The organism is Erwinia piriflorinigrans CFBP 5888, from assembly GCF_001050515.1.
Classification (GTDB): Bacteria; Pseudomonadota; Gammaproteobacteria; order Enterobacterales; family Enterobacteriaceae; genus Erwinia; species Erwinia piriflorinigrans.
In genome coordinates this window covers 793700-817667 of sequence record NZ_CAHS01000015.1, presented here as the reverse complement: position 1 = coordinate 817667, position 23968 = coordinate 793700, and the positions used below count along the sequence as shown (strand labels likewise).

At 56.1% G+C, this 23968-nt stretch carries 22 protein-coding genes; 15 read left to right on the top strand and 7 right to left on the bottom strand.

Annotated features, from left to right (window positions below; genetic code table 11):
• Positions 1-47: 47 nt before the first annotated feature.
• The 10 genes from accD (at position 48) to hisP (ending at position 9456) form a co-directional block, all read left to right on the top strand.
• Positions 48-956 carry an acetyl-CoA carboxylase, carboxyltransferase subunit beta gene (accD, locus tag EPIR_RS11810; RefSeq protein ID WP_023655641.1) on the top strand — a complete coding sequence of 303 codons (909 nt, stop codon included), beginning with the start codon at positions 48-50 and terminating at the stop codon, positions 954-956.
• 64 nt (positions 957-1020) lie between these two features.
• Positions 1021-2283, top strand: a complete 1263-nt coding sequence (gene folC / locus EPIR_RS11805; RefSeq protein WP_023655640.1) for a bifunctional tetrahydrofolate synthase/dihydrofolate synthase — start codon at positions 1021-1023, stop codon at positions 2281-2283.
• Positions 2273-3019 carry a cell division protein DedD gene (dedD, locus tag EPIR_RS11800; RefSeq protein ID WP_023655639.1) on the top strand — a complete coding sequence of 249 codons (747 nt, stop codon included), beginning with the start codon at positions 2273-2275 and terminating at the stop codon, positions 3017-3019. Before folC ends, dedD begins: the two co-directional genes overlap by 11 nt.
• Positions 3020-3328: 309 nt before the next feature.
• On the top strand, positions 3329-3814 hold the full coding sequence (gene cvpA / locus EPIR_RS11795; protein WP_048697432.1) for a colicin V production protein: 486 nt from the start codon (positions 3329-3331) through the stop codon (positions 3812-3814).
• Between the two features lie 36 nt (positions 3815-3850).
• Entirely contained in the window at positions 3851-5368 is a 1518-nt protein-coding gene (purF, locus tag EPIR_RS11790; protein ID WP_023655637.1) for an amidophosphoribosyltransferase, read from the top strand.
• Positions 5369-5437: 69 nt separating this feature from the next.
• Positions 5438-6016, top strand: a complete 579-nt coding sequence (locus EPIR_RS11785; RefSeq protein ID WP_023655636.1) for a UbiX family flavin prenyltransferase — start codon at positions 5438-5440, stop codon at positions 6014-6016.
• 264 nt (positions 6017-6280) lie between these two features.
• Positions 6281-7063 (top strand): lysine/arginine/ornithine ABC transporter substrate-binding protein ArgT, encoded by a 783-nt coding sequence (gene argT, locus EPIR_RS11780; RefSeq protein WP_023655634.1) that lies wholly within the window; start codon positions 6281-6283, stop codon positions 7061-7063.
• A gap of 212 nt (positions 7064-7275) precedes the next feature.
• Entirely contained in the window at positions 7276-7962 is a 687-nt protein-coding gene (locus tag EPIR_RS11775) for a histidine ABC transporter permease HisQ (protein ID WP_023655633.1), read from the top strand.
• A complete protein-coding gene (locus EPIR_RS11770; protein ID WP_023655632.1) occupies positions 7959-8675 on the top strand; it encodes an ABC transporter permease in 717 nt (238 codons plus the stop codon). The genes EPIR_RS11775 and EPIR_RS11770 overlap by 4 nt, the downstream gene beginning before the upstream one ends.
• Before the next feature lie 7 nt (positions 8676-8682).
• Positions 8683-9456: a histidine ABC transporter ATP-binding protein HisP gene (gene hisP, locus EPIR_RS11765; RefSeq protein WP_023655631.1), complete on the top strand. Its 774-nt coding sequence runs from the start codon at positions 8683-8685 to the stop codon at positions 9454-9456.
• A gap of 96 nt (positions 9457-9552) precedes the next feature.
• Here the strand turns inward: hisP and EPIR_RS11760 are convergent, their stop codons facing one another.
• Positions 9553-10446, bottom strand: coding sequence for a TIGR01777 family oxidoreductase (locus tag EPIR_RS11760; RefSeq protein ID WP_023655630.1), 894 nt, complete (start codon positions 10444-10446; stop codon positions 9553-9555).
• Between the two features lie 192 nt (positions 10447-10638).
• Between EPIR_RS11760 and yfcF the strand changes: the two genes are divergently transcribed.
• Positions 10639-11286 carry a glutathione transferase gene (gene yfcF, locus EPIR_RS11755; RefSeq protein WP_023655629.1) on the top strand — a complete coding sequence of 216 codons (648 nt, stop codon included), beginning with the start codon at positions 10639-10641 and terminating at the stop codon, positions 11284-11286.
• Positions 11287-11409: 123 nt separating this feature from the next.
• Positions 11410-11940 carry an NUDIX hydrolase YfcD gene (gene yfcD / locus EPIR_RS11750; RefSeq protein WP_023655628.1) on the top strand — a complete coding sequence of 177 codons (531 nt, stop codon included), beginning with the start codon at positions 11410-11412 and terminating at the stop codon, positions 11938-11940.
• 63 nt (positions 11941-12003) lie between these two features.
• Here yfcD and EPIR_RS11745 read toward each other — a convergent pair whose 3' ends face one another.
• The 4 genes from EPIR_RS11745 to EPIR_RS11730 are packed head-to-tail and all read right to left on the bottom strand — an operon-like array spanning position 12004 to position 16517.
• Positions 12004-12831, bottom strand: coding sequence for an ABC transporter permease (locus EPIR_RS11745; RefSeq protein WP_023655627.1), 828 nt, complete (start codon positions 12829-12831; stop codon positions 12004-12006).
• Positions 12832-12841: 10 nt separating this feature from the next.
• The gene (locus EPIR_RS11740; RefSeq protein ID WP_023655626.1) at positions 12842-14110 is read right to left on the bottom strand and encodes an ABC transporter permease; all 1269 of its coding nucleotides are present in this window, start codon (positions 14108-14110) and stop codon (positions 12842-12844) included.
• A 60-nt stretch (positions 14111-14170) separates the two neighbouring features.
• Positions 14171-15196, bottom strand: a complete 1026-nt coding sequence (locus EPIR_RS11735) for an ABC transporter substrate-binding protein (protein WP_023655625.1) — start codon at positions 15194-15196, stop codon at positions 14171-14173.
• 58 nt (positions 15197-15254) lie between these two features.
• Entirely contained in the window at positions 15255-16517 is a 1263-nt protein-coding gene (locus tag EPIR_RS11730; RefSeq protein WP_023655624.1) for a 4-aminobutyrate--2-oxoglutarate transaminase, read from the bottom strand.
• Positions 16518-16675: 158 nt separating this feature from the next.
• Between EPIR_RS11730 and pdxR the strand changes: the two genes are divergently transcribed.
• Together pdxR and EPIR_RS11720 are read left to right on the top strand one after the other, a co-directional pair.
• Positions 16676-18157 carry a MocR-like pyridoxine biosynthesis transcription factor PdxR gene (pdxR, locus tag EPIR_RS11725; RefSeq protein WP_023655623.1) on the top strand — a complete coding sequence of 494 codons (1482 nt, stop codon included), beginning with the start codon at positions 16676-16678 and terminating at the stop codon, positions 18155-18157.
• A 276-nt stretch (positions 18158-18433) separates the two neighbouring features.
• On the top strand, positions 18434-19519 hold the full coding sequence (locus EPIR_RS11720; RefSeq protein WP_023655622.1) for an ABC transporter ATP-binding protein: 1086 nt from the start codon (positions 18434-18436) through the stop codon (positions 19517-19519).
• 94 nt (positions 19520-19613) lie between these two features.
• Here EPIR_RS11720 and pta read toward each other — a convergent pair whose 3' ends face one another.
• Complete coding sequence (pta, locus tag EPIR_RS11715) at positions 19614-21758, bottom strand: phosphate acetyltransferase (RefSeq protein ID WP_023655621.1); 2145 nt, start codon at positions 21756-21758, stop codon at positions 19614-19616.
• Between the two features lie 211 nt (positions 21759-21969).
• A complete protein-coding gene (ackA, locus tag EPIR_RS11710; protein ID WP_023655618.1) occupies positions 21970-23172 on the bottom strand; it encodes an acetate kinase in 1203 nt (400 codons plus the stop codon).
• Positions 23173-23497: 325 nt separating this feature from the next.
• On the opposite strand from ackA, the gene yfbV reads away from it, so the two are divergent.
• Positions 23498-23950, top strand: a complete 453-nt coding sequence (gene yfbV / locus EPIR_RS11705) for a terminus macrodomain insulation protein YfbV (RefSeq protein WP_023655617.1) — start codon at positions 23498-23500, stop codon at positions 23948-23950.
• Positions 23951-23968: the final 18 nt, after the last annotated feature.

The following is a 23968-nucleotide window of genomic DNA, read 5'->3' as shown; positions in this document are numbered from 1 at the left end:
GTGTTAAGTATCTGATTTAGCACAAAAAACAACATAACAGGTCATCAATGAGCTGGATTGAACGAATTCTAAATAAGAGCACAACAACCCCGTCGCGCAAGGCAAGTATTCCTGAAGGGGTCTGGACAAAATGTGATAGCTGCGGCCAGGTTCTTTACCGTGCCGAGCTGGAACGCAATCTGGAAGTTTGCCCCAAATGTGACCACCATATGCGCATGCATGGCCGCGATCGTCTGCACAGCGTGTTGGACGAAGGCTCAATGGTTGAACTGGGTAGCGAACTGGAACCCAAAGATGTGCTCAAGTTCCGGGATTCTAAAAAGTATAAAGATCGTCTGACGTCTGCGCAGAAAGAGACCGGTGAAACGGACGCGCTTATCGTGATGAAAGGCACCCTGCACACGATGCCTGTCGTCGCAGCAGCGTTTGAGTTTTCCTTTATGGGTGGCTCAATGGGTTCTGTGGTCGGTGCACGCTTTGTGCGTGCGGTAGAACAGGCGCTGGAAGATAACTGCCCGATGATCTGTTTTTCCGCATCAGGCGGAGCGCGTATGCAGGAAGCGCTGATGTCGCTGATGCAGATGGCGAAAACCAGCGCTGCGCTGGCAAAAATGCAGGAGCGCGGCCTGCCATATATCTCTGTACTGACCGATCCCACGATGGGCGGGGTTTCAGCCAGCTTTGCGATGCTCGGCGATTTAAACATTGCGGAACCTAAAGCATTAATCGGCTTCGCCGGGCCTCGTGTGATTGAGCAAACCGTTCGAGAAAAGCTGCCGCCTGGCTTCCAGCGCAGTGAATTCCTGATTGAGAAAGGGGCTATTGATATGATCGTGCGCCGCCCGGTCATGCGCTTCAAGCTGGCCAGCGTGCTGGCTAAAATGATGAATCTGCCTGCTCCTCAGGAAGATATTGTCACCGAAGCTGCCGTTGAGCCTCAGAGCCCCGAGGCCTGATCGATGATGAGAAAGGGACTCACGTCCCTTTCACCAATGAACCGTAACTTTGTGAACGGGACACATGGATAATCTTCCTCAAGCCACGTCGCCTCTTGCCGCGTGGCTTCATTATCTTGAGCATTTGCATTCCCAGGCGATTGAACTTGGGCTGGAACGTGTCCAACGCGTTGCTGCTGTGCTCGACCTGCTAACTCCAGCCCCTGTCGTGATAACCGTTGCCGGGACTAATGGCAAAGGTACTACCTGTCGCACCCTTGAAACTCTGTTGCTGGCCGCAGGCTATCGCGTCGGGGTTTACAGTTCGCCGCACCTGGTGCGCTACACTGAAAGGGTACGCGTTCAGGGGGCCGAGCTGGCAGAAACGGCGCATACGGCCTCTTTCGCGGCGATTGAAGCCGGACGCGCCGCAACCTCGCTAACCTACTTTGAGTTCGGCACGCTGTCAGCGCTGTGGTTGTTCAAACAGGCGCAGCTGGATGTGGTGATCCTCGAAGTCGGCTTGGGTGGACGGCTGGATGCCACCAATATTGTCGATGCGGATGTGGCTGTGGTAACCAGTATTGCGCTGGACCACACCGACTGGCTTGGCCCTGATCGGGAAAGTATTGGCCGCGAAAAAGCGGGGATTTTCCGCCAGAATAAGCCAGCAGTGGTGGGCGAACCGGACATGCCACGCACCATTGCCGACGTGGCGGCTGAGAAGGGCGCACGGCTCTATCAGCGCGATCGTGACTGGTCGTATCAGGTCGATGGCGATAGCTGGTCTTTCCGCGATGCTAGCGGCAGTATTGAACATCTGCCATTGCCTCAGGTTCCCGTGCCCAATGCGGCTACCGCACTCGCCGCACTGCGTGCTTCAACCCTGAAGGTTGATGAGACTATCGTTCGCCGCAGCCTGCACCAGGCGATCCTGCCGGGACGTTTCCAGACCGTGAGCGAATCACCCCGGGTTATCCTCGATGTGGCGCATAACCCTCATGCGGCAAGCTATCTGGCCGGTCGTCTGGCGGAGATCAAACATGGGGCTAAAGTGCATGCTGTGGTGGGGATGTTGCACGATAAGGACATCCCCGGTACGCTTGGATGCCTTGCCCCACAGGTTGATTACTGGTATTGCGCCCCGCTGGAAGGCCCGCGTGGTGCCAGCGCAGAGCAGCTGACGGCGCATCTTAATGCGGCGCGCTCCTTTGCGTCGGTCACCGCAGCCTGGCACTGTGCGTTAACGCAGGCGGATCAACAGGATATTGTGCTGGTGTGCGGCTCTTTCCACACCGTTGCGCAGGTAATGGAAACGATGACAGCGGAGAGTGGAAGTGGCAAGTAAGTTTCAAAACCGTTTAGTCGGCACCGTTATTATCGTAGCGCTGGGGGTGATCGTGCTGCCCGGCGTACTTGATGGTCAAAAGAAACATTATAAAGAAGAGTTTGCTGCCATTCCTCTGGTGCCAAAAGCCGATGAGCAGCCTGAAACCGACGTCGTGCCGTCGGTGACCCAGTCGCTGCCTGCCCAGGCACCGCAAGAGGGCGAAGTTGCCGCTGCGGGTAATGATAATCCTTCCGAGGCGGAGAGCGGCTCGACCGTGCCAGCCTCGGACAATCAGCCAACGGTGGTGACGCCGCCTCCGGTGCAACAGCAGGTTCAGCCGCCTAAAGTGGTGGAGAAGCCTAAATCGCAGCCTAAGCCCCAGCCTAAACCGGTCGAGAAACCGGTAGAGAAAGCCGAGCCGGTCGAAAAACCGAAACCGGTGACTAAACCGCAAGCGAAGTCAGAAGCTGCGGTGGATGATTCTCCCCCGCCGACAGAAACAGCGCCCGCTGGTCAGGCGTATGTCGTACAGCTTGGCGCATTAAAAAATGCGGCTAAAGTGAATGAAATCGTTGCGCAGTTACGTCTCTCCGGCTATCGCGCCTATACCGTCCCGGCAACGCCGGTACAGGGGCAAATCACCCGTATCTACGTCGGGCCGGATGCGTCAAAAGCGAAAATGCAGGCCGCCATCGGCGCGTTGCAGGGGATATCCGGGCTGGGCGGCGTGGTCAAACCTTACGGTACGCATTAATGTTTTTGCCCATCCCGGTTCACAGGTCTGGGCTATTATTGTAATAGCGATCGTCACACGCGCCCGATGTTGCTGCCCGGCAACATCGGGCGTTGTGCATGATGGCAGAGGCAAATCAAGGTATTGCGTCAGGGGAAGCGGGGGCCGTCAGAAAGGCCGTCGCCAGCGATTTTTTTTAAACCCCAAGTTTAATTTAAATTCGCACGGCAAAACCCCTACGCAAACGTTTTCCTTTTCTGTTAGAATTCGCCCCGAACTGAGGCTAAGTCTGTCAAGACGCAGTCCGGGGCAGGGTCACTGGAAGTGTTTATGGTCTGGATAGATTACGTCATTATTGCGGTTATCGGTTTTTCGGCTCTTGTCAGCCTGATCCGTGGGTTTGTTCGGGAAGCACTTTCCCTTGTGACCTGGGGATGCGCATTTTTCGTCGCCAGTCATTACTACTCCTTCCTTGCCGTCTGGTTCACTGGATTTGAAGACGAACTGGTTCGAAATGGGATCGCCATTGCGCTGCTGTTTGTCGCCACGCTGATTGTCGGGGCGATCGTCAACTACGTCATTGGGTCTCTGGTTGAAAAAACCGGCCTGTCGGGTACCGACAGGGTTCTCGGCGTCTGTTTCGGGGCATTACGTGGCGTGCTGATTGTTTCTGCCATACTGTTCTTCCTCGATACCTTCACCGGTTTTTCCAAAAGTCCGGACTGGCAACAGTCCCAGCTTATTCCCCAGTTCAGTTATATCATCAGGTGGTTTTTTGACTACCTGAAAAGCACGTCGAGTTTTTTGCCCCGGTAATCGCACCGGGGTCGCGGCTTATGAGGAAATATCAATATGTGCGGTATTGTCGGGATCGCCGGTTTTATGCCGGTCAACCAGTCGATTTATGATGCGTTAACGGTGCTTCAGCATCGTGGGCAGGATGCCGCAGGCATCGTCACCATTGATGCATTGAATTGCTTCCGTCTGCGTAAAGCAAACGGCCTGGTCAGCGATGTATTTGAAGCCCGCCACATGCAGCGTATGCAGGGCAATATGGGCATTGGCCATGTGCGCTACCCGACGGCTGGCAGCTCCAGCGCTTCTGAAGCCCAGCCCTTCTATGTGAACTCCCCATACGGTATTACTCTTGCACATAACGGCAACCTGACTAACGCCCACGAGCTGCGCAAAGCGCTGTTCGAAAGCGGCCGCCGTCATGTCAATACCACGTCGGATTCTGAAATTCTGCTCAATATTTTTGCGCAGGAAGTGGATCGCTTCCAGCACTATCCGCTGGAAGCGGACAACATCTTTGCCGCCATTGCTGCGGTGCATCAGAAGGTGCGCGGGGCTTACGCCTGCGTGGCGATGATTATTGGTCACGGTCTGGTTGCATTCCGCGATCCTAACGGCATTCGCCCGCTGGTTATCGGCAAACGCCCGATGGCCGACGGCCGCGTCGAATATATGGTGGCTTCGGAAAGCGTGGCGCTGGATACCCTGGGCTTTGAGTTCCTGCGTGATGTGGCACCGGGTGAAGCGGTGTACGTGACGGAAAAAGGCCAGCTGTATACCCGTCAGTGTGCTGAAAATCCTAAATGTAATCCGTGCCTGTTCGAGTATGTTTACTTCGCTCGTCCGGATTCGTTCCTCGACAAGATTTCCGTCTACAGCGCTCGCGTGCGGATGGGCACCAAGCTCGGTGCCAAAATCGCCCGTGAATGGGAAGATCTGGATATCGATGTGGTGATCCCTATCCCCGAAACCTCCTGTGATATTGCGCTGGAGATGGCACGGATTCTGGACAAGCCTTATCGTCAGGGCTTCGTGAAAAATCGCTACGTGGGCCGCACCTTTATTATGCCCGGTCAGCACCTGCGCCGCAGCGCGGTTCGCCGCAAGCTGAACGCCAACCGCGCCGAATTCCGGGGTAAAAACGTGCTGCTGGTGGATGACTCCATCGTGCGCGGCACCACCTCGGAGCAGATTATTGAAATGGCACGCGAAGCAGGAGCGAAGAAGGTTTATCTGGCTTCCGCCGCGCCGGAAATTCGCTTCCCGAACGTCTACGGCATTGATATGCCTAGCGCAACGGAGCTGATTGCTCACGGACGCGAAGTTGAAGAGATCCGCCAGCTGATCGGTGCTGATGCGCTAATCTTCCAGGACCTTAGTGACCTGATCGAAGCGGTGCGCGAAGAGAACCCGGATATCGCCCAGTTTGAGTGTTCGGTTTTCGACGGCATCTACGTCACCAAAGATGTCGATCAGCAGTACCTTGAGTATCTGCAATCCTTGCGCAACGATGATGCGAAAGCGATGCAGCGCCAGAATGAAGTGGAAAACCTGGAAATGCATAACGAAGGCTAAGCGCTTTGTGGTGTAAGCAGGTAACATGGGCCGGAAGCGATTCCGGCTCATTTTTTTTAAGGACAGGGTATGAAACGACTCATTATTGGCATCTCTGGCGCCAGCGGGGTGATTTATGGCATACGCATGCTGCAAATTTTGCAACAGGTGAGCAACATTGAGACGCATTTAATCATGAGCCAGGCGGCACGTCAGACGCTGGCCCTGGAAACTGACTACTCGGTGCGGGATGTACAGGCAATGGCTGACGTGGTTCACGATGCGCGTGATATTGCGGCCAGTATCTCTTCCGGCTCGTTTAAAACGGACGGTATGGCCATCCTGCCCTGTTCAATGAAAACCCTCTCCGGCATTGTTCACAGCTACAGCGACGGACTTCTGACGCGCGCTGCTGACGTTATCTTGAAAGAACGTCGCCGACTGGTGCTGTGCGTGCGTGAAACCCCGCTTCATCTTGGGCACCTGCGCATGATGACCACGGCGGCTGAGCTGGGTGCGATCGTCATGCCGCCCGTACCGGCGTTTTACCATCGTCCGCAAAGCGTGATGGATATTGTCGACCAGACGGTAAACCGCGTGATCGACCAGTTTGATATTGAACTGGACAAGGACCTGTTCATGCGCTGGCAGGGTGCAGTGTCTCGGTGACTTGCACTGATTCAGTGCGATAATTCGTGCTGAATCGCATTCTGTACAGAATGTGCACCACGGCGAATCATTGCTGCTTTCTTGCTGGCATAAACCTGCTATAAATTTCCCTTCAAACCGGGTGTTTGCAGCGCCAGGTGAAACGCATTTTAAAAACAGAGAGATGCTGCATAAAGTGGCACGGAACCTGCAAATTAAACTGTGTTCACCACAGCGCAAAGACATCAACTACAACATAATAAATTCCATTCTTGAGGGGTATCTATGAAAAAGCAGGTTCTGGCTCTTTCCCTGTTAATGGCAATGACGGCGGCAGGCAGCGCTTTTGCCGCTGGTCCAAAAACGCTGCGCATTGGCACCGATCCGACCTATGCTCCGTTCGAAATGAAAAATGCTCAGGGGCAGCTAACGGGCTTTGATATCGATCTGGCCAACGAAATTTGTCAACGCATGGAAACGAAATGCACTTTCGTTGAAAGCGACTTTGACGCGCTGATCCCTTCGCTGAAAGCCAAGAAGATTGATGCCATCATCTCTTCCCTGTCTATTACCGCTAAACGCCAGCAGGAGATCGCCTTCTCTGAAAAGTTATATGCGGCAAACTCCCGCCTGATCGCGCCTAAAGGCTCTAAAATTGCGCCAACGCTGGATTCTCTGAAAGGGAAAACGATCGGGCTGTTGCAGGGGACTACCCAGGAAACTTACGCTAACGAAAACTGGCGGCCGAAAGGCATCACCGTAACACCCTATGCTAACCAGGATTTGGTGTACCAGGATCTGACAGCGGGTCGTATCGATGCGGCATTCCAGGATGAAGTGGCTGCCAGTGAAGGTTTCCTCAAACAGCCAGCCGGTAAAGATTATGCGTTTGCCGGCCCGGCGGTAAAAGATGAGAAAATCTTTGGCGTGGGCACCGGTATGGGGTTGAGCAAGGACAACCCTGAGCTGAAGGCTGCTATCGATAAAGCGTTTGATGAAATGCGTAAAGATGGCACCTACGCGAAATTAGCGAAAAAGTACTTCGACTTTGATGTGTACGGCGGTTGATTAACCCTGTCTGTGGGCCTCACCGCGTACGGCGGTGAGGCTGATGCTGGTAGTCACGATTTCTGTACCCATCATCGCTCATCTTGCCGCCTGCGAGTGACGAGATTACCATGCGATGTAAACGCGTGGTTGCGGTTTTGAAAGCGCCAGGTCCGGGGCAGCGATTGTCTGGCAAGGTGAGGGATGACGGGTATAACGACAGGATATTGCCCATGCTTTACGGCTACTCTGAAGTTATTTTTAAAGGCGCGCTGGTGACGCTGGAGCTGGCGATCAGCTCGGTGGTGTTTGCCGTGCTGCTCGGATTGATTGGCGCCGGGGCCAAGCTCTCTAACAGCCGCCCGCTGGCGGCGATTTTTGAAGGCTACACCACCCTGATTCGCGGCGTACCGGATTTGGTACTGATGCTGCTGATTTTCTACGGTTTGCAGATTGCGCTTAATCAGGTCACTGACTTCTTTGGTTTCGCCCAGTTTGATATCGATCCAATGGTGGCTGGTATCATCACTCTCGGATTTATCTATGGGGCTTACTTCACCGAAACGTTCCGTGGTGCCTGGATGGCGGTGCCGAAAGGGCAGGTTGAAGCGGCTACCGCCTTTGGCTTCACCCATTCTCAAACCTTCCGTCGTATTCTGTTTCCGGCCATGATGCGCTTTGCGCTACCTGGGATTGGCAATAACTGGCAGGTTATCCTTAAAGCCACGGCGCTGGTGTCACTGCTGGGGCTGGAGGATGTGGTAAAAGCCACCCAGCTGGCCGGGAAATCCACCTGGCAACCGTTCTGGTTTGCCATCGTTGCGGGCATGATTTATCTGCTGTTTACCACGCTCTCCAACGGCGTGCTGTGGTGGCTGGAACGCCGTTACACGGTGGGCGTGAAAAGGGCTGACTTATGATTGAGATTATTCAGGAATATTGGAAGGCTCTGCTGTGGACTGACGGCTACCGCTTCTCTGGCGTGGTGATAACCCTGTGGCTGTTGGTGGTTTCCGTGGTGCTGGGTGGCTGTATGGCGCTGCTGCTATCGATAGCGCGCGTCTCGCCTTACAAAGCGGTTCGTTTTCCGGTGTGGTTATTCACTTATGTCTTTCGCGGTACGCCGCTTTACGTGCAGCTGCTGGTGTTCTATTCCGGCATGTATACGCTGGAAGTGGTTAAAGGCACGGAGCTACTCAACGCTTTTTTCCGCAGCGGCCTGAACTGTACGCTGCTGGCGCTAACGCTGAATACCTGTGCCTACACCACGGAAGTGTTTGCCGGTGCCATTCGTGCGGTCCCGCACGGTGAGATTGAAGCGGCGCGCGCCTACGGCTTTTCGACGTTTAAACTTTATCGCTGCATTATCATGCCTTCAGCGCTGCGTACCGCACTGCCGGCCTACAGTAACGAAGTGATCCTGATGCTGCACTCCACGGCGCTGGCGTTTACCGCCACGGTGCCGGACCTGCTGAAGGTTGCCCGCGATATCAACTCCGCTACCTATCAGCCGTTTATCGCCTTTGGTATTGCCGCCGTGCTGTATCTGATTATTTCTTATGCGCTGATTAGCCTGTTCCGCAAAGCGGAAAAACGCTGGCTGGCACACGTTAAACCTTCATCGTCCCATTGAGTACACTATGGCTGAAAAAAAACTAAGCGTGACCGAACTGTATAAACGTTATGGTGAGCACGAGGTACTGAAAGGGGTTTCGCTACAGGCAAATGCCGGGGATGTTATCAGTATTATCGGCTCGTCCGGCTCTGGGAAAAGCACCTTCCTGCGCTGTATCAACTTTCTTGAAAAACCGAGCGAAGGCACCATTTCGGTTAACAATGAGTATATTAAACTGGTGCGTGACACCGACGGGCAGCTGAAGGTCGCGAATAAAGAGCAGTTGCGCAGCCTTCGTACCCGCCTGACGATGGTTTTCCAGCATTTTAATTTGTGGAGCCATATGACGGTGCTGGAAAACGTGATGGAAGCGCCGGTGCAGGTGCTGGGGCTGACGAAAGCTCAGGCACGTGAGCGCGCCATTCGCTATCTGGATAAAGTCGGTATTGATGAACGCGCGCGCGGCAAATACCCGGTGCATTTGTCAGGCGGTCAGCAGCAGCGCGTCTCCATTGCCCGTGCGCTGGCGATGGAGCCGGAGGTACTGCTGTTTGATGAGCCGACGTCGGCGCTTGACCCGGAGCTGGTCGGCGAGGTGTTGCGGATTATGCAGAAGCTGGCGGAAGAGGGCAAAACGATGGTGGTGGTCACGCACGAAATGGAGTTTGCCCGCCATGTTTCCAACCATGTGATTTTCCTGCATCAAGGCAAAATTGAAGAGGAAGGGCCGCCGGAAGCGCTGTTCAACCACCCTAAAAGTCCGCGCCTGCAGCAGTTCCTCTCGGGGGCATTGAAGTAGTTCCGGCCAGCGTGGCCATATTAAACAGGGGGGCGAATATCCCCGCCCCCCTGTTTAATGAATGCCGTTTTTTTAGGCATCAGCCTTCAGCAAAGTCTACACCACATCCTGTAGCGCCTGTTCCAAATCGTACCAGCGGAAAGTAAAACCTGACGCTTCCAACCGCTGGGGGATCACATGCTGTCCACCCAGTATCAGCACGGCAGACTCACCCATCATCAGCTTAATCGCCATTGCCGGAGCGCGCATCCAGGCCGGACGATGCATGGCCTGACCGAGGGCAGCGGCAAACCGCTCATTGCGCACCGCGTAAGGAGCCACCAGATTGAACGGGCCGTGCAGTTCTGGTTTATCCAGCAGCCACAGAATACCGTTAATGGCATCTTCCAGATGTATCCACGGCATATACTGCCTGCCGCTGCCCAGCGCGCCCCCGACGCCCAGTTTAAACGGCAGTTTCATTTGTGCCAACGCACCACCCTGTTTGCTCAGCACCACGCCGGTACGGATCAGGCAAACGCGAGTCTGGTCACTCTGCGCCTGCTGCGCCAGCTGTTCCCAGCGCGCGCAGAGCTGATGGGTAAATTCATCATGCCCGGGATCGTCCTCGGTCAGAACCTGGTCGCCGCTGTCACCATAGTAGCCGGTCGCAGAGCCGGAAATCAGCAGCGCAGGCGGGCGACTACTGGCCTTAATCAATGCGACCAGACGTTCGGTTATCTGCCAGCGGCTGTCACACAGCAGGCGTTTTTGTGCATGACTCCAGCGTTTGCCGGCAATCGGCTCCCCAGCCAGATTAATCACCGCATCAATATCATTCAGATCCTGTTGCTGATCCAACCCTGACCACAGCCCGACCCGCTCCCCCAGTTTGCTGCGGGCAGCGGCGACGTCGCGGGTGACCACGCTGACCCGATGGCCCAGTTGTAGCAGGTGGGCAGTTAACGGGCGACCAATCAGCCCCGATCCGCCGGTAATCAGAATATGCATGTGGTTATCCTTTGAGAAGAGTCAGTACAACATCTGCTTTTATCATAGGTGAAGATGGCGAAATTGCGTGTGATGTCATGCGCACAGATTGATGTTGTGAATTGCGCTCCAGGCCCGCTATGAAGATTGCCTTCGGGGGAAAAAATCGGTAAACAGGAAGCTCCTAATGCGACAACGTCAGAGAATGTGCCGATGCGTTATCCCCCGATAGTTTTATGGTCAGATGCCCATTTTTTCAGCCCTTATGTGATGTCGGTTTATGTTGCGCTAAGTGAAAAGGGGCTGCCTTTCACCATGAAGAGCGTGGACCTGACGAAGGCGGAGCACCGGCAGCAGGCATACGCGAAGGTATCGCTGACGCGTCGCGTGCCGACGCTGGCGGTGGACAACTTCCTGCTGTCGGAATCCTCCGCGATGGCGGAGTATCTGGAGGATCGCTTTCCGGCGCCGGACTATGAGCGTCTCTATCCCCGCGATATTGAAAAACGCGCCAGGGCGCGTGAGATACAGGCGTGGCTGCGCAGCGATTTTATACCCATCCGTCAACAGCGCCCAACGGAAGTGCTGTTTGCCGACGGGCGCTTTGCGCCGCTGGATGAAGCCGCAAGACGCGATGTCGCCAGGCTGATTGAGGCTGTCGACCGCCTGCTGCCCGCAGAGCAGCAAAACCTGTTTGGCGAGTGGTCAATTGCCGATACCGATCTCGCCGTGATGCTAAACCGCCTGGCGTTACACGGCGATCCCTTACCACAGCGCCTGGTCGACTACGCTCATTTTCAGTGGCAGCGTGCCTCGGTACAGCGCTGGCTGGCCGAATCGTTGCGTGTCGACCGCGAATAGCGCACAAATTGGAGATTGCTTCGAACGCGGTTAAACATTAATTTAGTGCGGCTCGCGCCATCAGGCGCGAAGACAAGTGATTCAACTCAGCGCCAGGCGCCAGAACAAAAAAAAGGGTTACGGATGGTGGAGCAAGATCAGGGCACGGAGTGGGTGGACATCGTTAACGACGACAACGAGGTGATTGCACAATCCAGCCGTGCACAGATGCGGGCACAGTGTTTGCGCCATCGCGCAACTTACATCGTGGTTCACGACGGCATGGGTAAAATTCTGGTACAGCGTCGTACTGAAATTAAAGACTTTATGCCGGGTATGCTGGATGCCACGGCGGGTGGCGTGGTGCAGAGCGGCGAAGAGATGCTGGCATCGGCGCGGCGCGAAGCGGAAGAAGAGCTGGGTATTGCGGCGGTGCCGTTTGCTGAGCACGGCCAATTCTATTTTGAAGATGAGCACTGCCGCGTGTGGGGCGGGTTATTCAGCTGCGTCTCCCACGGCCCGTTTTCCATGCAGGAAGAAGAGGTGGATGAAATTTTCTGGATGACGCCGGAAGAGATCACCGCCCGTTGTGATGAGTTTACCGCCGACTCGCTGAAAGCGCTGTCGCTGTGGCTGACGCGCAATAACGAGTCAGGACGGGCTGCGCAAGAGTAACCATTAGCGATGGTGCCACGAGCGCGCACCATCGCTGTTTCACCGCATTCCCCCGTGAATGAGTTAATGTGCCGGTGCTGACTGGCGCATCTTTTCGCCACGGCGGCGCAATATCTCCATCACGATCAGCAGAATCAGCGAGGCCCCGATCATCAGGCTGGCAGCGGCGGCGATGGTGGGGTCAAGGTTTTCGCGGATACCGGCAAACATCTGGATCGGCAGCGTGCGCTGGCTCGGGCTGGCGAGGAACAGCGTCACCACCACTTCGTCGAAAGAGGCCGCGAAGGCAAACAGCGCGCCGGAAAACACCCCGGGAGCAATCAGCGGCAGCGTCACCTTACGAAATACCACCAGCGGCGAAGCCCCAAGGCTGGCAGCGGCACGTGACAGATTAGTATCATAGCTTTTTAACACCGCCACCACGGTGATCACTACAAAGGGCACGCCGAGCAGCGCGTGGGCCAGCACCAGCCCAAGATAGCTGTTAAGCAGTGAGAGCCTGGCGAAAAAGAAGAACATGCCAACAGCAATAATCACCACCGGAGCGACCATCGGCGAGATGATAATTGCCATCACCACCCCTTTGCCTCGAAACTCACCGCGCACCAGCCCCATCGCTGCCAGCACCCCGAGCGCCGTTGCCAGCAGGGTAGCCAGCGGCGCAATCAGCAGACTGTTCCCCAGCGCACCCAGCCACTCCTGCGAATGGAAGAAGGTGTGATACCAGCGCAATGAGAAACCGCTGAGCGGATAGCTGAGAAACGAGCTGGCGTTAAACGACAGCGGCACGATGGTCAGCACCGGTACAATCAGAAACAGTAATACCGCCGCCGCATAGAAGTTAAACAGGCCTTTCCACAGGCGCAGGATCAGAGTGCCTTGTTGTCGCATCATTATCTCCTTAATGGGCTGCCGCTTCGGCAGAGGTACGGGTTACGCGCACATAGACGATATACAGCAGCAGCACGATAACCAGCAGCTGGCTCCCCAGCGCGGCGGCCATTCCCCAGTTCATCGTACTGTTAGTAAAGAAGGCGACGAAATAGCTCACCATCTGGTCATCCGGCCCGCCCAGCAGGGCAGGGGTCACGTAGTAGCCAATCGCCATCATAAACACCAGCAGCGCACCAGCGGCGATACCGGCATAAGTTTGCGGCACGTAGACGCGCCAGAAAGCGACAAACGGATGTGCGCCCAGCGAGACGGCGGCGCGCACATAGCTGGGCGAAATACCTTTCATCACCGCATAAAGCGGCAGCACGATAAACGGCAGCAGAATATGGGTCATGGAGATAAACACACCGATGCGGTTAAACACCAGCGTCAGGGGATGGTCGATGATGCCGATCGCCATCAGGGTGCGATTGATCAGGCCGCCGGATTGCAACAGGACGATCCAACTGGCGGTACGCACGATCAGCGAGGTCCAGAAGGGCAGCAGCACCAGGATCATCAGCAGATTGGCGCGGTTGGAGGGTTGTTTCGCCAGCCACCATGCCAGCGGGTAGCCGATGCCGACACAGAGCAGCGTCACCACCGTTGCCATCCACAGGGTGCGCAGCAGCACATTAACATACAGAGCCTGGTCCGCTGGCAGCGGCCGCTCGACGCCGGTTTTCGCATCCACTTTACGGTCGAACACCGACAGCAGGTAGTAGCTGGTGACCGGACTAGCCACGCGCTTCAGGGTTTGCCAGGTGCTCAGTTCACCCCATAACGGCTGCCCGGCGATCAATGCCGCTTTCACCCCGCTACCGGAGGCGGAAACCAGTCGTGGTGCGGTGACAATCAGGCGGCGGTAGCTGGCGTCTTCATAGCTCAGACGTTTGGCGATAACGGCCAGTCGACCGTCTTTACGGGCGGCGATAAGCTCCTCGCCGAGGACAGCGAACAGCGCCTCGTCCGGCAGGGTTTTGCCCGACCACCGTTGCAGCGCAGCGCTGGTCTGCGGCAGATTGTCATGAAATTCCGGGTTGGCAACGCTTTTACTCAAAATAGAGACGATGGGAAACAGAAAACAGACCACCACGAAGACCAGCAGCGGGGCAATCAGCAGCAGGGAACGCCGGGTTTTTACCCCGTCGGCCTGGCGCAGGCGCTGATGGAGGTCGGGCAATGCCGCCCCGTCAGCCGGTGACACAGGGGATTCCATCACGAGGTTTTGACTCATAGCTGCTTCCTTATCGGTTTGATGGCCGCTATCACCCGGCCAGGGCTACCCTGATGGTGTTTATCTGGCGGCCCAGGCATTGAAGCGCTGTTCCAGATCTTCGCCATGTTCCAGCCAGAAGCTGCTGTTGACCTGCAATGAGACGGCGAGGTTTTCCGGCGCGGTGGGCAGCTTGCTCAGGCGCTGTGGGGAGAGCAATGCGCTGGTGTTGATATTGGTCGGGCCATAGGGAATATTTTCGGCATACACTTTCTGGTTTTCCGCCCGGTTGCTGAAGGCAATAAACTGTTCCGCCAGCGCCTTATGTTTTGAGCCTTTGACGATCGCCCAGTTATCGAGGTCATACAGCGCACCGTCCCAGACAATGTTGAAGTTATGGCCCTCATCCTGCGCTGCGCCGATGCGGCCGTTGTAGGCTGAACTCATCACCACATCGCCGGAAACCAGCCACTGCAACGGCTGTGCGCCCGATTCCCACCACTGGATATTGGGCTTCAGCTGGTCGAGTTTTTTAAATGCGCGTTCGACTCCGGCAGGTGTCGCCAGCACGCTGTAAACCTCTTCGCGTTTAACGCCGTCGGCCAGCAGCGCGATTTCCAGCGTATACTTCGCGCTTTTTCGCAGCGCGCGTTTGCCAGGGAACGTCTTAACATCCCAGAAGTCGGCCCAGCTTTTCGGGCCTGTTTTCAGCTTGCTGGCGTCATAAGTCAGGGCGGTGGACCAGACGAAGATCCCGGCACCGCACTCGCTGACCGCCGCAGGGATAAAATCGGCTTTATTGCCCAGCCTGCTCCAGTCTAGCGGCTCCAGCAGCCCCTCTTCGCAGCCGCGTTGCAGCTCGGGGGTTTCCATCTCCACCAGGTCCCAGCCAACCTGACCGGTTTCAACCATCGCGCGCAAACGTGCCATTTCGCCGTTGTATTCGCCCGCTTCAATGGTGCCTTTGCCTGCTGCCATAAACGGCTTGTAAAACGCCTTCTCCTGGGCGTCTTTATTGGTGCCGCCAAAGGAAATGACCGTCAGACTCTCGGCCTGTGCCTGTAAAGCAAACATGGCAATCGTCGCTGCTGCCAGTGTCTTAATCATACTAACCTCCTGATTAGTTTATATTTATTAATGCAGCTTTCGTGCCATTGTTATGGCATCAGGCGCGTAGCAGTGAATCAAGCAGGTTGAGGGCCGCTTTAAACTGCACCTCGGGGATGGTCAGTGGATAGAGAAAGCGAATGACGTTGCCGTGTACGCCACAGGTCAGCAGAATTAATCCCTGCTCCAGCGCGCGCTGTTGAATGCGGCGCGCAATGGCGGAAGAGGGCTTGCCGGTGGTCGGGTCGTTAAATTCTGCCGCCACCATTGAGCCGCGTGCGCGCACTTCTGCCAGCGCCGCGCAGCCGCTGGAGTTCAGGGTTTCTACCAACTCTGCGCCGAGGCGTAAGGCACGGGCGCACAGCTGCTCCTCTTCAATCACTTCCAGCACCGCTAGCGCGGCGGCGATCGCCAGCGGATTACCGGCGTAAGTGCCCCCCAGTCCGCCAGGCTCAGGCGCATCCATCAGTTCGGCGCGGCCGCTTACCGCAGAAATCGGCAGGCCGCCTCCGAGGCTTTTCGCCATCGTCATCAGGTCGGGGCGGGCATCCGGGTAGTATTCACTGGCAAAAAGTTTGCCGGTACGCGCAAAGCCGGTCTGAATTTCATCGGCAATTAACAGGATACCGTGCTGGTCACAGAGTTTGCGCAGCGCGCTGACGAACGCTTCAGGCGCAATATTAAAGCCGCCTTCGCCCTGAATCGGCTCATAGATAATGGCAGCAACCTGTTGAGGACTGATATCGCATTTGAACAGGGTTTCCAGGCTTTCCAGCGCATCCTCCACGCTGTAACCATGCAGTGCATTCGGGTAGCGCGCGTGAAAAACCGATGCCGGGAAGGGGCCGAAACCGGTTTTGTACGGCGTCACTTTGCCGGTCAGACCCATCGTCAGTAGCGTGCGGCCGTGGAAGGCCCCGCTAAAGGCGATGACCCCAGGACGACCGGTGGCGGCGCGGGCGATTTTCACCGCGTTTTCCACCGCTTCGGCTCCGCTGGAGAAGAACGTGGTCTTACAGGGCCCGTCGATGGGAACCCGTTGGTTAAGCTGTTCGGCGAGACGGATGTAATTCTCGTAAGGGATCACCTGGTAAGCGGTATGGGTGAAACACTCCAGCTGAGCGCTGACCGCCGCCATCACTTTCGGGTGACGATGGCCGGTGTTGAGCACGGCGATACCGGCGGTAAAATCGGTGTACTCGCGTCCCCGCTCATCCCACAGCGTGGCGTTTTCCGCTTTGGTGGCATAGAAATCGCACATCACGCCTACGCCACGCGGGGTGGCATTCAGACGACGTTGGTCTGTTTCACGGTTGTTCATGGCTTATCCCTTATCAACATTCGACGCGTGCGCTACGCCCCGATGCCATCTCAATGATCGGGGATATTCACGCCACGCACTCTCGGCTCTCCTTGCTTTTTAGCCTCTTAGGGGTTTTATAATCCAGAGCCAGTTTTTAAAATTTCAAGGAACCAATTTTGCTAACCTTACTCGGTGACCTGCTCGCGCATCGCCTGGCCCAGAATCTCAACGGTACGCTGGGCAAACGTTTGTATGATGCATTGCAGTGCGCCATCCAGGATGGCTCCATCGCCACCGGTAGCCGCCTACCCGCTTCCCGTGACCTGGCAAAGGATCTGTCGGTATCACGTAATACGGTACTGACCGCCTACGAGCAGCTACAGTCTGAGGGTTATCTGCAAACCCGCACCGGCAGTGGCACCTTCGTCAGTGATCCCCTGCCGGAGAGCGTTCCTGACATCGGCAGCCGGCCGCCAGCCGCTGGCCGGGCGTTTAACTTTGTCCGGTTCTCCAGCCGTGGCTCGCGTCTGCTGGCGCGCAGCGGGGCGGGGCCGCATCAGTGGGGGGCGTTTATGCCCGGCGTGCCGGACGTCAGCCATATGCCGCACGATATCTGGCGCAAAATTCATCTGCGTCTGAGCCGCCGCATGCCGGTGGAGGCGCTAAGCTACTCCGGTCACGGCGGATGCCAGCAGCTACAGCAGGCGCTGGCGGATCATCTGCGCGTAATTCGATCGGTCAACTGCACGCCGGAACAGATCCTGATCACCGCTGGAACCCATCAGTCGCTGGATCTGCTGGCGAAAATGCTCTGCGATCCGGGTGACCGGGCATGGGTTGAGGAGCCTGGCTATTGGGGGATTCGTAACGTGCTGGCGGTCAACGGCGTTGAGCTGCTGCCAACCGAGGTGGACGAACAGGGCCTGACGCTGCCCGATTTACGTGGCGAAGCGCGGCCGCCGCGTTTAATCTGCGTCACGCCTTCGCATCAGTACCCGCTGGGTTCGGTGATGAGCCTGCAACGTCGCCAGCAGCTGCTGGCGCTGGCAAAAAGCGTTGACAGCTGGGTGGTAGAGGATGACTACGACGGCGAGTTTCGCTTTGCCGAAACACCTATCCCGGCGTTGCAGGGGCTGGCACCTGATGCCCCGGTGATCTACCTCGGTACCTTCAGCAAAACCCTTTACCCCGGCCTGCGTCTGAGCTACATGGTGGTGCCTAAGCCGCTGGCGGCGCGTATGAAGATGGCCCATTCAGAGCTGTACCGGGGCGGTAACGGTCTGGAGCAGTTGACCCTGGCCGAGTTTATTCGTGAAGGACATTACGCGGCGCACGTCCGGCGCATGCGCCAGTTGTACAGCCGCCGCCGTGCCGCCCTGGTGCACATTATCCGGGAAAATCTGGGGGAAAGTTTTATTGCTCAGCAGAGTAACGCCGGGCTGCATCTGATCCTGGCGCTGCCCGATAACATTGATGACGTGGCGCTCAGCGCCGAGCTGGAACAGAATGGCGTACTGACGCGCCCGTTGTCGGCCTACTACCTGTTGGGTACCGCGCGGCGCGGGCTGTTACTGGGCTATGCCTGCGTTGACGAGGAGCAGATGGCGGAAAAGTTTGCGCCGATCCTCGCCTGCCTGGCGCGTCGCCTGCAACGTTAGGCGCTGCGCACTACGCTGGTGCAGGTTGCTGAAATTGCCTGATTGTACATGGCTTTTTTGTGATGCATTTTAGTGCATGACTAAAAAGATGATATAAAACAATATCCTGAGAGTTCTCGCCTTCAGGGTTTATTTTTACGAATTTGGTAAATTCCGCTTGTCGAAAGGAAATTTGTTGTGGTAGAGCTAAAAAAGAGCCGCCCGACAGATGCGCCCGGTGTCAGTGATGCACAACGCGTGCCCGGGATATTTTCCCCCGATTGACGAGAGAATGCGATGAGATCACTGGTGAGTTTTAAAAATATTAAAAAGAGCTATGACGGCGAAAAGCTGGTGGTTCGCAATCTGAATCTGGATGTGCAGGAAGGGGAGTTTCTTACCCTGTTAGGGCCTTCCGGGTCTGGAAAAACCACCAGCCTGATGATGCTGGCCGGTTTTGAAACCCCGACCGATGGCGAAATTTTTCTGCGCGACAGGCCGCTGCACATTCTGCCCCCGCACCAGCGCGATATCGGCATGGTGTTTCAGAATTATGCCCTGTTTCCCCATATGACGGTGGCGGAAAACCTCGCGTTTCCGCTCTCTATCCGTCGCATGAGCAAGTTCGACATTAAGCAGCGCGTGGCGCGTATTCTCGATATGGTCAAACTGACCTCGCTGGCCGATCGTTATCCGGCGCAGATGTCCGGCGGCCAGCAGCAGCGCGTGGCGCTGGCACGGGCGCTGGTGTTTGAACCCAAGCTGGTGCTGATGGATGAACCCCTTGGCGCACTGGATAAGCAGCTGCGCGAACATATGCAGCTGGAGATTAAACAGCTGCATGAGCTGCTCGGACTGACCATAGTCTATGTGACGCACGATCAGAGTGAAGCGATGACCCTGTCAGACCGGGTGGCGGTATTCAACGATGGCGTGATCCAACAAATGGACAGTCCGGGCAAGCTCTACGAGCAGCCAGCTAACGCCTTTGTTTCGCAGTTTATCGGCGAAAATAACAGCTTGCTGGCCACGCAAGTTTCTGCGAATGGCGACTATTATCGCGTGCGGCTGGATGACGGCAGTGAGCTGGATGCGCTAAAGGTGCGGCCAAGTTCGCCGGGTAAAAAAATTCAGCTCAGCATTCGCCCGGAACGGATTAATGTCAATGCGCCACTGCAGGGCGATGGGCAGATTAAAGCGCGTATTCAACAGTTTATTTACCTGGGCGATCACGTACGTATGCTGACCGAGGTGGCGGGACAGGGCAACTTTATGGTGAAACTGTCACCGGATAAAATGGACAGCCGCTGGCAGGCGGGCAGTGAAGTGATGCTGTCGTGGCAGCCGCAGTACCTGCGCGCGCTGGATGTGGTGCTGCAATAGATAAAAAAAGCGGGCCTTGTGTCTGGCCCGCGTCAACGCGTTCGGATAAATATCCTGCAGCGGTTGGGCGACGACGTGCATCGCCCGTGAGGGTTTATGCTTCAGCCTGCTTCGACTGAATCGCCGTCAGGGCGATGGTGTAGACGATATCGTCAACCAGCGCACCGCGCGACAGGTCGTTAACCGGTTTGCGCATGCCCTGTAGCATTGGCCCGATGGAGATCAGATCGGCAGAGCGCTGCACCGCTTTGTAGGTGGTGTTACCGGTGTTCAGATCCGGGAAGATAAACACGGTAGCGCGGCCTGCCACCGGTGAATTTGGCGCTTTTGATTTCGCCACGTCGGCCATAATGGCTGCGTCGTACTGCAACGGGCCATCGATAACCAAGTCGGGGCGTTTTTCCTGGGCGATACGCGTGGCTTCACGCACTTTTTCCACGTCGCTACCGGCTCCCGAGTTGCCGGTGGAGTAGGAGATCATCGCCACGCGTGGTTCGATACCAAATGCCAGCGCTGAATCCGCAGACTGAATGGCGATTTCGGCCAGCTGCTCCGGGTTCGGATCTGGGTTGATGGCGCAGTCGCCGTAAACCAGCACCTGTTCAGGCAGCAGCATAAAGAACACCGAGGAGACCAGCGAACTGTTTGGCGCGGTTTTGATCAGCTGCAACGGCGGACGGATGGTATTTGCCGTGGTGTGTACCGCACCGGAGACCAGTCCATCCACTTCGCCGCGCTCCAGCATCATGGTGCCAAGCATCACGTTATCCTCCAGCTGCTCCTGCGCCACCACTTCGGTCATGCCTTTGCTCTTGCGCAGCTCAACCAGACGCGCCACGTAGTTTTCGCGTGCGCTGGCCGGATCGACGATTTCAATACCTTTGCCGAGCTCAACGCCCTGAGCCGCCGCAACGCGCTGGATCTCTTCCGGGTTGCCCAGCAGGATACAGGTGGCGATACCGCGTTCGGCACAGATAGCCGCCGCTTTAACGGTGCGTGGTTCGTCACCTTCCGGCAGTACGATGCGCTTGCCGGCTTTGCGCGCCAGCTCGGTCAGCTGGTAGCGGAATGCCGGTGGGGAGAGGCGACGGCTGCGCTCGGAGGTGGCGGTCAGGGATTCGATCCACTCGGCATCGATGTGGCTGGCCACATACTCCTGAACGCGTTCAATACGCTGGGTATCATCGCTCGGCACTTCCAGGTTGAAGCTTTGCAGGCTGAGTGACGTCTGCCAGGTATTGGTATCCACCCGGAATACCGGCAGGCCGGTCTGGAAGGCGCGTTCGCACAGTTTCTGAATCGGTGCATCAATGGCGTAGCCGCCGGTCAGCAGGATGGCACCAATCTCGACTCCGTTCATCGCGGCCAGGCAGGCAGCGACCAGCACATCAGGGCGATCGGCAGAGGTGACCAGCAGGGAGCCAGGGCGGAAATGTTCCAGCATATTGGGCAGGCTGCGCGCGCAGAAAGTCACCGATTTCACGCGGCGTGTCGCAATTTCACCCTCGTTAATCACGCTGGCGTTCAGGTGGCGGCACATATCGATAGCACGGGTGGCGATCAGCTCAAAGCTCCACGGCACGCAGCCCAGTATCGGCAGCGGGCTGTTGGCGAACAGCTGTTTCGGGTCGATATTGGCCACGTTGGCTTTGCTGGAATCATCGAAAATCTCGGACAGATCGGGACGGGTACGACCCTGTTCGTCGACCGGGGCATTGAGTTTATTAATGATAACGCCGGTAATGCTTTTGTTCTTGCTGCCGCCAAAGCTGGCCTGCGTCAGTTCAATGCGCTCTTTCAGCTGGTCTGCCGAGTCATTACCCAGCGCCGTCACAAAGACGATTTCTGCATTGAGCGTTTTGGCAATTTCATAGTTCAGCGCGGAGGCGAACTGGTGCTTACGCGTAGGCACCAGGCCTTCTACCAATACCACTTCAGCCTCTTTGGTATTTTCATGGTAGCTGGCGATAATCTCTTCCATCAGCACATCCTGCTGATTGGAACCGAGCAGGGACTCGACGCGGCTCATCGCCAGCGGTGTAGCGGCGGGAATGTTGGAGTGCTTGCGGATGATGGTGGTGGTCTGATCCGGGCTGTCGCCACCCGTGCGTGGCTGGGCGATGGGCTTGAACACGCTAAGACGTACGCCTTTACGTTCCATAGCACGAATAACGCCGAGGCTGACGCTGGTCAGGCCGACACTGGTGCCGGTAGGGATCAACATAATAGTTCGGGACACGATAAGTTCTCCTTTAGCCTGGTCATCCGCGCCGCGTGTGGTTCATTCCGATGATACTACCTAAGGATGAACCTCAAGACTGGGGCTGTGCAATCGGGCAGTCATCTTCAGGTGACGCTGTTGCCGATTTCCGCCACGAAAACGCGGTTGGCCAGATAAAACGTGGTGCCAGAAACAGCTCCGCCAGCCTGAGCTGGCGGAGACAAAGTGATTATGCGGTCAGACGGTTGGCGTCCTGAGCGATAACTAACTCTTCATTGGTTGGCAATACCAGCACCGGACGGGTGCCTTCTTTATTGATAAAGCCTGATTTGCCGAAACGGGCGGCGAGGTTGCGCTCGGCATCGACTTCAATACCCAGCAGAGCCAGTTTATTTAGCGTCAGTTCACGCACCATCGAGGAGTTTTCGCCGATACCGCCGGTGAAAATAACCGCATCCAGGCGGCCATCCATCTGTGCGCAGTAGGAGCCGATATATTTGGCCAGGCGGTGGCAATAAACATCCATCGCACGTTTGGCATCGGCTTTGCTGTCGTAGTTATCTTCAACATAGCGGCAGTCGCTGGTCACTTCGGTCAGACCCAGCAGGCCAGACTCTTTGGTCAACATGATATTGATAGCGTCGACGCTCATGCCCAGCGTGTCGTGCAGGAAGAAAATGATGGCCGGGTCGAGATCGCCGCTGCGAGTGCCCATAACCAGACCTTCCAGCGGGGTCAGACCCATTGAGGTGTCCACACATTCGCCGTTACGGATGGCCGAAACGGAGCCGCCATTGCCGAGGTGGCAGGTGATGATATTGAGTTCGGACACGGGCTTGTTGAGGACTTTAGCCGCTTCCTGGGTCACATAGTAATGGCTGGTACCGTGTGCGCCATAGCGACGTACGCCGTGCTCTTTATACAGCTTGTAAGGCAGGGCGTAGAGATAAGACTCTTCCGGCATTGTCTGATGGAACGCGGTGTCAAAAACGGCGACATTTTTATCTGACAGGTGAGGGAAGTTTTTCAGCGCTTCATCGATACCGATCAGGTGCGCCGGGTTATGCAGCGGTGCGAAAGATGAGGCGTCTTTAATGCCCTGGATAACGGACTCGTCGATCACCACTGAGTGAGTCAGCTTTTCGCCACCATGAACGATGCGATGACCGATTGCAGCAATTTGTGCCGACAGTTCTGGTTTTTGTGCCAAAATAGTTGTAACCATGAAGTTCAGTGCTTCGCTGTGTGCAGCACCGGCACCCAGAGCCGCTTCTTGTTTAGCGCCATCCAGTTTCCATTTGATGCGGGCTTCCGGCAGATGGAAGCATTCAGCTAAACCTGACAGGTATTCGTCACCATTCGCTGGATCGATGATGGCAAATTTCAGGGAAGAACTACCGCAGTTCAGAACCAGTACTAACTTACTCGACATGGAAGGTCCTATTTGTTTAAGGTGGCGAAATAAAATTCAATCAGACTTTCAGCTTCGCGCATGAAAGCTGGTACATTAATGTCGGATATCTGGCTTTTAAAAGCCTTGTCCGAAAGCAAAAAATTTTGGAATTATTATGGACAGAATTCTGTCGCTTTATGTGTTTGCACCTTGAGCCAGGCAGCATGCCGCCGCTGTATGGGGTGACAAGTGCGCACAGGATAACCAGGGTCACTCGCAAAAACAAAATATTTTGATTTCTTTAAGGTACAGTTGGTGTGTTGCGTGTTTTTTTTAAAATTTATCTCTGAAGTTGAGGTTTACCATGGCTAATGAATCCGGCTCCGTGGGTTGGTTTAAACTGTTCCAGCATGGGCAACACTATATGAAAACATGGCCTGTCGATAAGCGTCTTGCGCCCATGTTTCCTGAAAACAGAGTGACGCGCGCGACGCGTTTTGCCATCCGCTTTATGCCGCCGCTGGCGGTCTTTTGCCTGAGCTGGCAAATTGCGCTTGGTGGACAGCTGGGTCCTGCTATTGCCACCGCTCTGTTCGCCTGTAGCCTGCCGATGCAGGGGCTGTGGTGGCTGGGGAAACGCTCGGTGACACCACTGCCACCCAGTCTGCTGGGCTGGTTCAGTGAAGTGCGTGAAAAGTTGCAGGCTGCCGGTCAGGCGGTTGCGCCGATTGAAGGTAAACCGACCTACCAGTCGCTGGCAGATGTCCTCAAGCGCGCATTTAAGCAGCTGGATAAAACCTTTCTTGACGATCTTTAAACGCTGTGCGGGTTTTCT